The 13,386-nt window shown below is 75.9% G+C and carries 11 protein-coding genes; 3 read left to right on the forward strand and 8 right to left on the reverse strand.

The window, feature by feature from the left end; genetic code table 11:
• Nucleotides 1-42: 42 nt before the first annotated feature.
• From ACQP12_RS17445 to ACQP12_RS17465, 5 genes are all read right to left on the reverse strand, one after another.
• Complete coding sequence (locus tag ACQP12_RS17445; RefSeq protein ID WP_433280164.1) at nucleotides 43-522, reverse strand: hypothetical protein; 480 nt, start codon at nucleotides 520-522, stop codon at nucleotides 43-45.
• A 256-nt stretch (nucleotides 523-778) separates the two neighbouring features.
• A complete protein-coding gene (locus tag ACQP12_RS17450; RefSeq protein ID WP_433280166.1) occupies nucleotides 779-4,006 on the reverse strand; it encodes a glycosyltransferase in 3,228 nt (1,075 codons plus the stop codon).
• On the reverse strand, nucleotides 4,003-4,536 hold the full coding sequence (locus ACQP12_RS17455) for a hypothetical protein (RefSeq protein ID WP_433280168.1): 534 nt from the start codon (nucleotides 4,534-4,536) through the stop codon (nucleotides 4,003-4,005). The genes ACQP12_RS17450 and ACQP12_RS17455 overlap by 4 nt, the downstream gene beginning before the upstream one ends.
• A gap of 255 nt (nucleotides 4,537-4,791) precedes the next feature.
• Nucleotides 4,792-5,376: a hypothetical protein gene (locus ACQP12_RS17460; protein ID WP_433289577.1), complete on the reverse strand. Its 585-nt coding sequence runs from the start codon at nucleotides 5,374-5,376 to the stop codon at nucleotides 4,792-4,794.
• 37 nt (nucleotides 5,377-5,413) lie between these two features.
• On the reverse strand, nucleotides 5,414-6,880 hold the full coding sequence (locus ACQP12_RS17465) for a hypothetical protein (RefSeq protein WP_433280169.1): 1,467 nt from the start codon (nucleotides 6,878-6,880) through the stop codon (nucleotides 5,414-5,416).
• A gap of 228 nt (nucleotides 6,881-7,108) precedes the next feature.
• Here ACQP12_RS17465 and ACQP12_RS17470 point away from each other — a divergent pair, with 228 nt between their 5' ends.
• Entirely contained in the window at nucleotides 7,109-8,626 is a 1,518-nt protein-coding gene (locus ACQP12_RS17470) for a YfbK domain-containing protein (protein WP_433280171.1), read from the forward strand.
• A 45-nt stretch (nucleotides 8,627-8,671) separates the two neighbouring features.
• Here the strand turns inward: ACQP12_RS17470 and ACQP12_RS17475 are convergent, their stop codons facing one another.
• Both ACQP12_RS17475 and ACQP12_RS17480 read right to left on the reverse strand, forming a co-directional pair.
• Nucleotides 8,672-9,490, reverse strand: coding sequence for a TIGR04222 domain-containing membrane protein (locus tag ACQP12_RS17475; protein WP_433280173.1), 819 nt, complete (start codon nucleotides 9,488-9,490; stop codon nucleotides 8,672-8,674).
• 54 nt (nucleotides 9,491-9,544) lie between these two features.
• Nucleotides 9,545-11,092, reverse strand: coding sequence for an ArnT family glycosyltransferase (locus ACQP12_RS17480; protein WP_433280175.1), 1,548 nt, complete (start codon nucleotides 11,090-11,092; stop codon nucleotides 9,545-9,547).
• Nucleotides 11,093-11,189: 97 nt separating this feature from the next.
• Between ACQP12_RS17480 and ACQP12_RS17485 the strand changes: the two genes are divergently transcribed.
• Together ACQP12_RS17485 and ACQP12_RS17490 are read left to right on the forward strand one after the other, a co-directional pair.
• Nucleotides 11,190-11,675, forward strand: coding sequence for an N-acetyltransferase family protein (locus ACQP12_RS17485; protein WP_433280177.1), 486 nt, complete (start codon nucleotides 11,190-11,192; stop codon nucleotides 11,673-11,675).
• Between the two features lie 27 nt (nucleotides 11,676-11,702).
• The gene (locus ACQP12_RS17490; protein WP_433280179.1) at nucleotides 11,703-12,098 is read left to right on the forward strand and encodes a cupin domain-containing protein; all 396 of its coding nucleotides are present in this window, start codon (nucleotides 11,703-11,705) and stop codon (nucleotides 12,096-12,098) included.
• A 10-nt stretch (nucleotides 12,099-12,108) separates the two neighbouring features.
• On the opposite strand, the gene ACQP12_RS17495 is transcribed toward ACQP12_RS17490, so the two are convergent.
• Complete coding sequence (locus tag ACQP12_RS17495) at nucleotides 12,109-13,344, reverse strand: MFS transporter (protein ID WP_433280181.1); 1,236 nt, start codon at nucleotides 13,342-13,344, stop codon at nucleotides 12,109-12,111.
• Between the last annotated feature and the right edge of the window lie 42 nt (nucleotides 13,345-13,386).

Genomic DNA, 13,386 nt, shown 5'->3' on the forward strand with positions numbered 1-13,386 from the left:
CCCGGGCGAGCCGGGGACGAGGAATTCCTTGCGTAGGTCGCCTCACTGGCCCAGGCGGCAGTGCGGGAGTGAGTGGGCCGGCGCCCGGCGCGCCCGGGCGGCGTTGTCGGCGATCGCGACGTCGAGGAACGCGCCGACCCCGACCTCGGTGGCGTCGGCGAGCCGGGCGATGAGCAGCAGTCGCCGGCGCAGCGCCTCCGGCTCGCGGACCCCGGCCTGGGTCGGCCGCCGGCCGCCGGGGTACGGCGACATCCGGCGCCGGGCCGTCGAGGCGGGAGCGTCGTCGTCGAGTTGCGCCGCGAGCAGTGGCCAGACGTCCTGGCCGTCCGGGTCGAGCTCCTCGACGAGCAGCGCGGCGGTGTCGCCGAGCACGTGGTACGCCCACGGGTGGGGCAGTCGCGCCAGCCGGTCGACCGCGGCGTCGACGCCGGCCAGGTCCGACTCGTCGGCCGCCCGCACCCCGGCCACCACCGCGTTCCACAGCTCCTGTTCCGCCGGGGTCGGCGGGTGCCGCATCGCCATCTTCGCTCCGCTTCTGATTCTGCGAGGGGTCAGGCGTCGTGAGTTCGGGGGTGGCCGGCACGGGCCCGTAGGAGGGCGAGACCCGTGCCGGCCGCGGTGATCACCCCAATCACCGCCTTCGCGTCGCCGTGGCCTGCCGGCCCTCGGTGACGCCGTCTCCGGTGGCGGCGGGCCCGGTGGGCCGACCGCCAACGTGAGTCAAGTATGCGACATTTTTAACTGGTTATGACGATTTGAATGTGCGTGTTGCACAGCTTCACATCCTCACCGGGGTTGGTTCGCGTTCCACCGTGGTGGGACGCGAGACGGGCGGTGTCGCCGTCTGCCGACCGGTCGTGCGGCGGGGCCACGGCAGCAGCCGGGGTGGCCGCCGGGCGCTGAGGTCCTCGATCCAGCCGAGGGCCAGCACCAGGCCGATGATCAGCACCAGGGCCACGGCCAGGTAGCCCACCTGGCCGACCCGCCAGACGCCGATCAGGTCGCCCACGGCGAAGCAGACCGCGATGGCGGCGTTGTGCCAGAGGTAGATGGTCAGCGCGCGGCTGTTCAGCGCGGTCACCAGCCGGTCCAGCGGCCGGAGCCGGGACAGCCAGCCCATCGGCGGCGCGGCGCGCAGCAGCAGCAGCACGAATCCGAGCGACCAGAACGCCTGCGCCACCGGGATGTCGTTGAGATCGCGTCCCGCCTCCGGATGCGTGACCAGCCAGCCGGCGCCCACGCCCAGGCAGAGGGCCGCGAAACCGAGCAGCGCCGGCAGCGGGAGCCGGCGCAGCCGGCGATCCTGGTGTGCGAAGCCGACCAGCCAGCAGGCGGCGAACGTGACCAGGTCGGTCAGCACCGACTCCACCGGCCCGTCGAACCCCGGCGCGGCGGTCTGGAGCAGCACCACGCCGGCCAGCGGCACGGCCACCGACACCAGCGGCCACCGCCGGTGCAGCGCCAGCATCGCGGGGGAGAGCAGCACCAGCCAGAGGTACGTCACCAGGTACCAGAGCACCCCGGTCACGTCCGCCGCCCACTCGCTGCCCGGCGGCTGCACCAGCGGCACCGCCCAGCTCAGCAGCGCCGGCCAGGCCGGCCGGTCAGACCAGCCGTGCCAGAGCATCAGCGGCAGGAGCACCAGGGCCAGGGCCCACAGCCCCGGCAGCAGGCGACGCAGCCGGCCGCTGACCGCCCGCTCCGGCGTACGGTCCAGCGAGCGGGCCATCAGGGAACCACCGAGGGCGAACATCACCCCCATGGCGGGGAAGACGAAGCTCAGCCAGGCGGCCCCGAACATGTGGTACGCGATGACCCGGCCCAGCGCGAGGGCCCGCAGGGTGTCGAACCAGCGGTCCCGGCCCGGCCGTGCCCCGGCGTCCGACGGCACGGGCGCCTGCTCGACCGCCTCGCCGGCCCGCTTGACGCGGCGCCAGCCCAGCCGCGCCCCGGTCAGCGCGGTGACCATGGACCGGGCCAGCACCAGGTACATCAGCTGGCGGTAGGCGAACTGCTGGATGGGCAGGGTGAGCAGCGGGCGCAGCGGCTCCCGGTCCAGCTTGAAGGCCACCGCCGCGGTGAGCAGCTGCACGCCCAGCATGACCAGCCAGGCCACGGCCGTCTTCGTGGTGTCCAGGAAGAACAGTCCGTAGACGGCGAGCAGGTCGAGCACCGGCCCGAGCAGGGGGAGCAGCACGCCGAACAGGGCGAGCATGGGCAGCCCGAAGCGGCCGAACCGGCGACCCGCGCCCTGGTCGCGCACGGCGCCGCGGTGCTTCCACATCGACTGGAGGGTGCCGTAGCTCCAGCGGTAGCGCTGCCGCCACAGGTCGCCCACCGAGGCGGGCGCCTCCGTCCAGGCCCGGGCCCGGTCCTGGTACACCACGCGCCAGCCGGCGCGCAGGACCGCCATGGTGACGTCGGTGTCCTCGGCCAGGGTGTCGCCGCTCATCCCGCCGACCTCGGTCAGCGCGCGACGGCGGAAGGCGCCGATCGCCCCGGGCACGGTGGGGATGCAGCCCAGCTTCTCGTAGAACCGGCGGTCCAGGCTGAAGCCGATGACGTACTCGATGTGCTGCCACTGGCCGAGCAGCCGGTGCCGGTTGGCGACCTTAACGTTCCCGGCCACCGCGCCGATGCGCGGGTCGGTGAACGGCTCGACGAGCCGCCGGATCGCGTCCGGCTCGAAGACGGTGTCCGCGTCGACGGTGACGATGATGTCGTGCGAGGCGTACAGGAGTCCGGTGTTGAGGGCGGTCGCCTTGCCGCCGTTGGGTTTGCGGATCACCCGGACGTCGGGCAGGCCGAGGGAGTCGACGAGGTCGGCTGTGCCGTCGGTCGAGCCGTCGTCGACCACGATCACCTCGATCCCGCGGTGGTCGTTGGCGACCAGGGACCGGACGGTGGCGACGATGCCGGCCCGCTCGTTGTAGGCCGGCACGATGACCGAGACCGGCGCGTGGGTCACCCCCCAGGGCCAGCGGTGCACCCGCCGGCTCCGGGCCAGCCGGCGGGCCAGCAGGAGCAGCAGCAGCGTACGGGTCAGCATGAGCAGCCCGACGACCACGAAGAGCAGGGCGAGGCCGCGCAGGATCCCGTCGGCCAGCCGGATCGCCCAGTAGACCGGGGCGGCCCGCCAGCGGTCCCCGGTGGACGCCCGGACGTTGCCGGCGTACGCGGCCGCCTCCGGTCGGGCCCGGTTCAGACCCCCGCTGATCGTGGTGAAGGTGTAGCCGCGGGCGCGCATCAGCGGGATGTACCGGTCCAGGGCCGCGAGGGTCTGCGACCGGTCCCCGCCGGCGTCGTGCAGCAGCACCACGGCGCCCGCGTCGCCGGCGGGCGTCAGGTTCCGCACGATGGCGTCCACGCCCGGCCGGGCCCAGTCCTCGCCGTCGAGGTCGTTGACCACGGTCAGGTAGCCCTGCCCGGCGGCCCGCTGGATCACCGGCCAGTTCGCGTCGTCGACGGCGCTGGGCAGCGACGAGTACGGAAAGCGCAGCAGGCTGGTGCGGACCCCGGCGGCGTGCACGATCGCCATCTGGGTCTGCGCGTACTCCATCCGCTGCCGCCAGGCGGGCAGCAGGCTGACGTCGGGGTGGGTGAAGGTGTGCACGCCCAGTTCGTGCCCCTCGGCCACGGCACGGCGGGCCAGGTCCGGGTGGCGGGCCACCTCGGACCCGATGAGGAAGAACGTGGCCGGGGCGTGGTGCCGGCGCAGCACGTCGAGGACCCGGGGGGTCCAGGTCGGGTCCGGCCCGTCGTCGAAGGTGAGGGCGATGGTCCGCGCGGGCAGCCGATAGGTGTGGGGTTCGTCGCCCCGCGCGTCGAGCAGCGGCCCGCCGCGCAGGATCTCCGTGGGCACGGTGACCTGGTCCTCGGCGTCGCGGACGTGGTCGGGGCGGAAGGCGGCGTTCGCGTACGCCTCGACCAGCAGCACGGACCCGACCACCAGGGCCAGCGACGCGACGACGAAGCGGCCGGCGGTCCGACGGTTCGGGAGGGTCATCCGACGACCTCCGGGCCGGTCCCGGGCAGGGCGGGCACGGTCGGCGGGGTGGTGTCGGGCTCGGTGGTCGCGGGCGGCGTCGGGGTGACCGGCGGCGCCGGGTCCTCCAGCGGTGGGGTCGGCGACGTGGCCGGGGTGGTGGGCCGGCCCGCCGGAGGCGCGACGACCGGGGCGGGCGCGACCTGCCGCGGCGCCGGGCGCGCGGTGCGGGCCACGCGGTGCGCGGCGGCCGGCGCCGGTGGCACGCCGGCGGGTTCCGTCGACGGCGGCGCCGGTCGCGGCGTCGTGGTCCCGGGCGAGGGGGCGAGGACGGGTGGGCGGGTGGCTCCGCCGCTCGGTGCGCCGCCGACCGAGATCGGGCCGGGCAGCATCGGCGTCGCCGGGCCCGGCAGCAGAGCGGCGGCGGCCATCGGCAGGTAACTCAGCGAGGCCACCGCGACGAGGACGCCCGCGCGCCGGATCCGCTGCCGGCGGGCGCCGGTGGCATCGACGAAGACCGGGCGGCCGGGTCGGAACGGGACTGTTGTCATCGGAGGGTGCGGACCGCCGGGGAGCCCGTCGAACGAGATGCGAGAAGCCACCGGCTGAGGCTATTGGGGAGCTTGTGAGCGTATGTCCCGATTCGAAGGTGAGGGGAAGGGCCGAACTTTCACCATTCGCATATCCGGAAAAGGAGGCATGCTAGACCCAGACGGAACAGACGTGCGTTGAGTGACTAAACAGGATTAACATCCACAATGCTCCGCGAGCCACCCGTTGCGGGGGTGGCTCGCGGATACGGCCGGTCAGGGCTGGTTGCGGTCGTCGATCTCGGTGCCGGACTCCCCGGGCCGGGCGCCGATCGCCTCCTCGGCGGCGCGCCCGCCGGTGCTCTCGTCACCCAGGTCCAGGCTGCTGCGGGGCAGCCCCGACAGCCCGGCCGGATCCTCGATGTCGCCCCGCACGCCCCGGTCGTCCTCGGTGCGGTCGTCGATCTCGGTGCCGGACTCCCCGGGCCGGGCGCCGATCGCCTCCTCGGCGGCGCGCCCGCCGGTGCTCTCGTCACCCAGGCTCAGGCTGCTGCGGGGCAGCCCCGACAGCCCGGCCGGATCCTCGGTCGGCTGGTCCGGCCAGTCGGCGGTCTGCCCGCCCGCGCCGCCGGCGGACTCCCGCCGTCCGACGCCTTGCGCGTGGTACACGCCGGGCACGCCCGGGTCACCCGGATCGGCCAGACTCGTGTCCACCGGCCGGGCGTCCGGATCGGCCAGCCCCGCGCGGCGCAACATGTCGACAAGCTCGTCGTGCGGCATGCGCTCGGTGTCCGTTATTCCGGCCCCGCGCGCGATGGACCGCAGGGTGGTCAGGTCCTGATCTGCGAAGGTCTCGGCCATGTCGGTGCCTTCCCGGCGCCCGAGAGAAGGAAACCTGTCAGGCCCGTGCGCCGCCCAGCCCCAGCAGCACGGCCAGGCCGAGCGCGCTGCGCGGGGCGTACGGGACCCGCCACAGGCCGCCGTGCGCCGCCGCGTACGCCTCGTCCCGCCACGGGTGGTCCTGGGCCGGCCCGCCGCCGGTGCGCAGGTCGTGCACGAGCAGCGCGGCCATCAGGGTGTTGCTGGTGGCCGGCTCGAACACCTCGATGCCGAACCGGTGCGCCCCCGCGTAGGCGGCCGCGAGAGCGCGGTTGCGCAGCACCGAGCGGGTCCGGGTGGGCGGGGCCACGGTGAACGACACGGTCGCGCCCGTGTCCCGGGCCACGGCCGCCCGCCAGCGTTGCAGCCGCTTGGCCAGCGCGTAGTTCGGCCCCTGCTGCGGCACCAGGCTGTCGTTGACGCCGGGGTCCGCGCCGGGCGGGTAGTTGCGGTGCAGCAGCCGGCCGCCGGAGAGCAGCCGCAGCGACCGTCGCGCCAGGCCGCGGGCGGCGTACCCGCGTTCGGCGTGGGCCACGGCCTCGGCGGGCACGGCGTACACGTCGGTGGGGGTGGCCAGGAAGGCCAGCGCGGTGTCCGGGCGACGGCGCCCCAGGTGGACGGTGAGCGCGTCGACCGCGGTGGCGACCCGGACGTTGGTCGCGCCGTCGGCGTACACGTAGTTGCCGAGCACGAGCGGGCCGTCCAGGCCGTCGAGCCAGCGGGCCGCCTGCGGCAGGCGGTGCAGCAGGTCGGCGCCGGCGCCGGCGGCGAGGGCGGCGTCGCCGTCGCCGGTGCCGGGCCGCACCGGGAGGTGCAGCCGGCCGCCGTGCCGGTGGGCGGTGCGCAGCAGGCGGCGCCAGATCTCCGGGCGGGGCAGGTCGACCGCGACCACGTCGCCGCCCCAGCGCAGCACCGACGGCAGCGGGCCCATCTCGGCGCCCGCGCCGAGCACCACGATCCGCTGGTCGCGCAGGTCCAGCCAGTCCGGGTTGGCCTGCACCGCGAGGACGGCCTCGGCGCAGCTCGGCTCGATCACGCCCGCGTCCACCCAGGCGTCGAGGCGGCGCCGCAGGTCGTCGCCGCGCAGGCGCTGCCCGCGGTACGGCACGGACAGCTCGCGCTCCACCGGCCCGGCGCCGGTGACCGTGGCAGTCTCCAGCGGCGGCTCACCGTCGGGCAGCGCGAACGCCTCGTCCAGCGCGACCTCGCCGCCGTCGGCGGGGACGTAGCGCATCCGGGTGTGCAGGCCGGCGAGCCCGTCCCGGGCGACGGTGAGCGCGGCCTCGCGGGAGAGCAGGCCGGCCTCGACGAGCCGGCGGAAGTGGCCGAGGTAGCCGTGCCGCCAGTCGGTCTCGTGCTCGGCGGAGCGGGCGCCGACCGGGTCCACCGCGCGCAGGGCGTCGGCGACCACCGCCCGCCCCAGCGCGGTCGTGCTGCGCCGGCCGTCGCCGGTCGCGGGGAACACCACCCCGGTCGGGCCGTCCACGGCTCACCTCCTGCTCGTACCGGCCACCGCCGGCCGTGGGCCCACTCTGCCGCATCCACCGGGCCGCCGCCCGCCGAGGGGCCGCCCGCCGGGGCCGCTCAGGTCACGGCCCCCGCACGGATCGGTCACGACGGTCGCGCTTGGGTATCGGCTCGATCACGGCGGGATCGGCGGGTCGTGGCCCTGCGTCGATGACCACGACCCGTACCCCAGCCTCGCGGAGGAGCCATGGTCCACATCAGACGGTCGGTGCTGCTGCTGGCGGCGTTGGCCACCACCGTGACGGTCGGCGCCTGCACCGCCGACGGCGGCGATCAGCGCAGCGGCACGGCCCACGGGCCGGCCCGCGGGCAGCAGCAGAGCGACGCGGCCGGCGGGCCGGCCCGCCCGGACGCCGCCGCACCCTGGTCCGGCGACGGGACCCGGGCCTCCGACGACCCCCTGTCCACCTTCGCCGTCGACGTCGACACCGCCTCGTACGGCTACGCCCGCCGGTTGATCATGGATGGCCGGCTGCCGGAGCGCGGCGCGGTGCGGCCGGAGGAGTTCGTCAACTCGTTCCGCCAGGACTACCCGCAGCCCGCCGGCGACGGCTTCGCGGTGCACGTCGACGGCGCCCGCCTGCCGGAGACCCACGAGGCCGGCGGCGACGAACGGCTGCTGCGGGTCGGGCTGCAGACCCGCGCCGAGGACGGGGAACGCCGCCCCGACGCGGCGCTCACCTTCGTCATCGACGTCTCCGGGTCGATGGGCGAGCCGGGCCGGCTCGACCTGGTGCGCGACGCCCTGCACACGCTGGTGGACCAGCTGCGCCCCACCGACTCCATTGCGGTGGTCGAGTTCAGCGACCGGGCCCGGGTGGTGCGGGAGATGACCCCGGTCGCCGACGCGCGGCCGCTGCACGCGGCGATCGACTCGCTGCACACCCGGGACAGCACCAACCTGGAGGCCGGCCTGGTGCTCGGCTACCGGGTGGCCCGCGACGGCTTCCGCTCCGGCCGGACGAACCGGGTGATCGTGCTCTCCGACGGGCTGGCCAACGTCGGCAGCACCGACGCGGAACCGATCCTGCGGCGGGTGCGCGCCGAGGCGGAGAAGCAGATCGCCCTGCTCGGTGTGGGCGTGGGCAGCGACTACGGCGACACGTTGATGGAGCAGCTCGCCGACCGGGGCGACGGCTTCGCCGTCTACGTCAGCGAGCGGGAACAGGCCCGCGAGGTGTTCGTGCGGCAGTTGCCGGCGACGCTGATCGTGCGGGCGCTGGACGCCAAGGTGCAGGTGACCTTCGCGCCGCAGGCGGTGCGCTCCTACCGGCTGGTCGGCTACGACAACCGGGCCCTGGCCGACGAGGACTTCCGCGACGACCGGGTCGACGGTGGCGAGGTCGGCCCCGGGCACAGCGTCACCGCGCTGTACGCGGTCCGGCTCGCCGAGGGCGCGTCCCCGTCGGACCGGATCGCCCAGGTTCAGGTGCGCTGGACCGACCCGGCCGACCGGACGCCGGCCGAGACGTACGGGTCGGTGACCGTCGCCGACGTGCAGGGGAGCTTCACGGCGGCGTCACCGCGGTTGCGGGCCTGCTACGCGGCGGCCTGGTTCGCCGAGACGCTGCGGGGTGAGCGGTCCGACGGGCCGGTCCGGTTGGCCGACCTGGCCACCATCGCGGACGGGGCGGCCGCCGCCACCGAGGACCCCGAGGTGCGGGACCTGGCGCGGGTGATCCGCTCCGCCGACGAGCTGCGCTGACCGGACGGGCCGGCGCCGGGCAGGGGAGGCGCCGGCCCCCTCGGCTCAGCGGCGGGCGGGTTTGGGCTCCGGGGTGGGGCGGTTGCGTTCCGGGTCGACCCCGACCTGCACGGCGAAGCCCGGGTCCACGGCGAGCAACGGGCGCGGCCCGAACAGCGCCATCGCGGTCAGCAGCTGGTCGGCGCCCCGGTCGCGCCAGGTCGGCCGCCGCTGCGGGTCCAGCTCGGCGTGCTCCCGGCGCTGGCGCCGCAGCAGCCGGCGGGCGGCCGCGCCGGTCTCCGGGACCTCGCACAGCCACCAGCCGCCCAGCGCGGTGGCCAGGCAGCACAGCAGCAGGCCCGCCACGGAGGCCGGCCCGCCCGCGTTCCGCCCCTCGACGGCGCTCTCCACCAGCCGGGTCACCCCGACCGCGGCGACCGCGAACAGCGGCAGGGTGCCCAGCGCGATGCGTCGCCGCTGCGCCGGGGTGAGCAGCCAGCCGTCCCGGACGAGCCGGCCGACCAGCCGGCGCAGCGCGCGGCCGACGCCGGGGTCGGCCAGCACGGCGGCCCAGGTCTGCGGCCGGCGCAGCGCGCCGTGCAGGGCGCGGACCAGCGCCGGAGACCGGGGCGGCGGCGGGCCGTCCACCGACAGGGTGGCCAGCTCGCCGAGGCGTACGACGCCGGCGCGGTGCAGCGCGGCCACGCCCACCTGGCAGGCCAGCAGGGCCCGGTCGGTGAGGTAGGCCAGCTCGACGGCGTCCGGGACGGCGCCGCGGGCCCGCCGGCCGGTCAGCTCTCGCGCGGCGAGGGCGACGGCGAGGGCCACGGCGACCGCCCCCAGGTAGTCGAGGAGGAAGAGCGGTCCGCTGACACCCCAGAGCATGGCGACAAGTATGGCCCGGCCCCACCGGTCGCCCGGCGGCCGTGCCCCCGCCGCTCAGGAGGCGTGGCTCACCTCACTCTCCCAGATCTGGGACCAGGGCCGGCGCAGGCCGCGGCAGACGAAGATCGGCTCGCCGTTCTCGTCGTTGTCCACGTCGACGCGCTGGTCGATCCGGCCGGCCTCGGTGACCTCGGTGAACCAGGCGCGCAGCCGGTCGGGGCGTTCCCAGCCGACGGCGATCACCACGTCGGCGTCGTCGGCCGGGCGGCCGAACCCGGCCATGCTGTTGTGCCCGGAGTAGGCCCGGGGCAGGCCGCGGGCCGGGCCGTAGCGGGCCAGGGCGCCGGCCTCGCCGTAGTTGCCGGTGAGCACGACCGCCCGGGCGCGCTCCTCGGGTGGCAGGGCCCGGTGCACGGCGGCGACGGAGTCGACGAACGCCGGCCAGCCGATGGTCTCGCCCGCGTCGTAGTTGACGTCGACCACGAAGCCGGGCAGCCGGTCGGCGGGCAGGGTGGGCAGCAGGAGGACCGCGCTGCTGGCGACCATCAGGGCGGCGGCGGTGGCGAGCAGCGCCTGGCGGGCCCGGGCCGCGCCGCGCCGCGCCCAGCCGGCGGTGAGGACCGCGCCGGCCGCGGTGAGCACGAGCAGCAGCGGGGCGTCGTAGTAGCCCTTGCCGCCGGCGAGCACCACGATCGCGAAGACCACGAGCCAGGCCCAGCCGATCGCCCGGTAGGCCGCCCAGCCGGGCCGGCGCAGCAGCACGACGAGGCCGGCGATCCACACCGGGGTGGCGAACGGGCTGATGATGAGCACCTGGAGGACCACCGCGTCGAGCCGGCCGCTGTAGGAGCTGTCGCCGTCGGCGATCGACGAGGCCACCGAGAGCTGGGGGAAGCCGTGCGCGGCCTGCCAGGCGAGATCGGGCACGGCGAGCAGGACGGCGACGCCGGCGCCGGCCAGCACCCACCGGTCGCGCAGCAGCCGGCGCGGCCCGGCGATCAGCACTCCGGCCAGCAGGCCGAGGCCGAGCAGCGCGGGCAGCAGCTTGTTGAGCATGCCCAGGCCGAGCGCCAGGCCGATGCCGAGCGCCCAGCGGCTGTCTCCGGTGCGCAGCATCCGCACCGCGCACCAGGCGGCGGCGAGCCAGACCAGCAGGTCGACGGTGGTGGTGCTGAGCAGGTGACCGGGGGCCAGCACGATCCCGGACGCGGCGGCGAGCACGGCGGCGGCCACCTGGGTGCGGCGATCCGCGCCGAACTCGCGGGCGATCGCCGCGACCAGCACCACGGAGGCGCCGGCGATCAGCGCCGACGGGGTGCGCAGCAGCACCAGGTTGCCGGGCGCGACGGTGTCGGCCAGCCGGGCGAGCACGGGCACGAGCGGGCCCTGGTCGACGTAGCCCCAGTCGAGGTGCCGGCCGCAGAGCAGGAAGTAGAGCTCGTCGCGGTGGTAGCCGTAGCGGCCGGCGAGCAGCAGCAGCACGGCGGTGACGGCCCCGCCGACCAGCCACGGCGCGGCGGTGCGCGGGCCGGGTGGCGGGGTGGTCGGCGCGTCGGGCGCCCCGGCGTCGGGGCGGTCGAGGTCGGTGACGGGTTCGGCCACCCGTCCATGATGGTCCCGACCCGCCTCCTCGCGCTGCCCCGCGACGGCGGACGGAAATCGGTACCCGGCGGGCGACCGCCCGGCTAGCGTGCCCGGGATGCGCATCCGGGAGTACGCCGAAGGTGACTGGGACCAGGTCTGGCCGATCGTCGAGGACGTCATCGTCGCCCAGGAGACGTACCCCTACGACCCGACGTGGCCGGCCGAGGTGGCGCGCGAGGTGTGGGTGGAACGGCCGCCGGGCCGCACGGTGGTCGCCGAGGAGGACGGTGCGGTGCTCGGCACCGCCAAGATGGGCGCCAACCGGCCGGGGCCGGGCGCGCACGTGGCAACGGCCAGCTTCATGGTGGCCGCCACGGCCCGGGGCCGCGGGGTCGGCCGGGCCCTGTGCGAGCACGCCCTGGACTGGGCCCGGCGGCAGGGCTTCGCCGCGATGCAGTTCAACGCGGTGGTGGAGACCAACACGGCCGCCGTCGAGCTGTACCGGCGGCTCGGCTTCACGGTGGTCGGCACCGTGCCCGAGTCGTTCGCGCACCCCACGCTCGGGCGGGTGGGGCTGCACGTCATGCACCGTCCCCTGTGAGCGGCGGCGCTGCGCGAGGATGGACCGATGAACCCTGAGCCGACCGAGCTGGCGGCCGCCCTGGCGCGCTTCGACCAGCTGTGGAGTCCGCGCATCGTCACCACCGTCAACGACTACGACGTCCGGATCGCCAAGGTGGCCGGCGAGCACGTCTGGCACGCCCACGACCACACCGACGAGTTCTTCCTGGTCCTCGACGGTGAGCTGCGCATCGCCCTGCGCGACGGCACGGACGGCGCGGAACGTGAGGTGGTGCTGCCGCGCGGCGCGGTGTTCGTGGTGCCGCGCGGGGTGGAGCACCGGCCGTCCGCGCCGGACGGCGCGTCGATCCTGATGTTCGAGCCGTCCGGCACGTCCAGTGTCGGCGAGCGGCACGACGAGGTGCCCGGGCACGTGGACGCCACCACCGGGCACCGGCTCTGACCGCTCCGCCTCAGCGTCCGGCCGGCGCGGGCTCCGCGGCGGCCGGCGGGGTCGGTGCCGGCCAGCCCAGCCGGCGTACGCCGGGGACGGCGGCCGTCCCGACGCAGGCGACCAGGACCAGCGCCCCGGCCACCGTGAGGGGGACCGGGGCGCCCCAGGCCCCGGCGGCGAGCGGGGCGAGGGTGTACCCGAGCGGCATGGCGCCCAGCGACATGAGCCAGTCGTACGAGGTGACCCGGGCGAGCACCTCGGGCGGGAACTGGCCCTGCACGACGGTCTCCCAGACCGGGTTGAGGAAGCCGAGGGCGATCAGCGCGAGGCAGTAGGCGGTCACGGTCACCGGGGCGGGCGCGGCGGCGGCGAGCAGCAGCAACGGCGCCGCGTACGCGGCGAGGGCCAGGTTGCCCAGCAGCACCGGCCGGCGGGGGCGGGCCCGGGCGGCGAGCAGCGACCCGGCGAGCAGGCCGATCGCGCCGGCCTGCTGGAGCAGCACCCACACGCCCTCGCCGCCGAGGCGGTCCACGGCGACGACCGGGCCCAGGGTGAGCAGCACCGCGGCGGCGCCGTTCCACACGCCGTGGGCGAGCAGGCTGCTCCAGTACCAGTCGCGGGCGCGGACCTCGCGCCAGCCGAACACCAGGTCGGCGCGGAGCGACCGGTGCGGGACGGGCACGTGCCGCACCCGGATGACGGCCAGCAGCCCGGCGCTCACCGCGAACGAGGCGGCGTCGAGCACGAACGCCCACCCCGGTCCGACGGTCCAGACCAGCAGCCCGGCCAGGGCGGGGCCGGCCAGCCGGCTGGCGCTGCCGGTGGCGCCCATCAGCGCGTTGGCCCGCTGCCGGCCCTCGGCGCCGACGGTGCCGGCGACCAGCGGGGACGAGGTCGGCATGGCGAACGCCGAGGCCGCGCCGCCGACGGCGGAGGCCATCGCGAGGTGAGCCAGGGTGGGGGCGCCGCCCAGCAGTTCGATGCCGACGACCAGCTGGGCGACGCAGCGCACCAGGTCGGTGCCGAGGGCGACGCGGCGGGCGTCGAAGCGGTCGGCGACCACCCCACCGAGGGGGAGCAGCAGCAGCCGCGGCACCATCGCGCAGCCGAGCACCACGGCCAGGGCGGTGGTCGAGCCGGTGGCCCGGAGAACGGCCAGGGCCAGCGCGGTGGGCACCACGGCGTCCCCGATCGCGGAGACGGTGCGGCCGAGGAAGAGCAGTCGGAAGGCGCGGAGCCGGAGAGGATGCGTCACTTCCGCAGACTACTTCGACGTCGAATATTTCGACAACGAATA

This window comes from Micromonospora sp. CA-244673, from assembly GCF_050948395.1.
Taxonomy (GTDB): Bacteria; Actinomycetota; Actinomycetes; order Mycobacteriales; family Micromonosporaceae; genus Micromonospora.